The sequence below is a fragment of the Cellulomonas sp. GbtcB1 genome, assembly GCF_019091725.1.
Lineage (GTDB): Bacteria > Actinomycetota > Actinomycetes > Actinomycetales > Cellulomonadaceae > Cellulomonas.
Genome location: NZ_JAGXJG010000494.1, coordinates 1 through 240 on the forward strand (window position 1 = coordinate 1; position 240 = coordinate 240).

General features: G+C 73.8%; 1 protein-coding gene. It reads right to left on the bottom strand.

All coding sequences use genetic code 11. From position 1 onward, the window contains the following. Positions 1-67 precede the first annotated feature (67 nt). The coding region (locus KVT14_RS23675; protein WP_368858795.1) for a PASTA domain-containing protein at positions 68-240 on the bottom strand (173 nt) is incomplete at its 5' end.

Consider the following 240-nt stretch of genomic DNA (forward strand, 5'->3'; position numbering starts at 1 on the left):
TCTGGTCCCGGACGGTGCCGAACAGGCCGCCGAGCACGTTGCGCCGCTCCGCTTTCAGCCCGAGCCCCTACAGCGCGGCGGCCGCCTCGTTGTACTGCTTGCCGGTGAGGTTCGGCATCGCGACCGTCTCGGGGCCCTTCGGCACCTGGAGCGTGACGGTGTCCGTGCGCTTGCCCTGGGCGCCGCCCTCGGGGCTCTGGGGGATGACGCGGCCGGCCTCGGCGGTGTCGCTGGACGCCT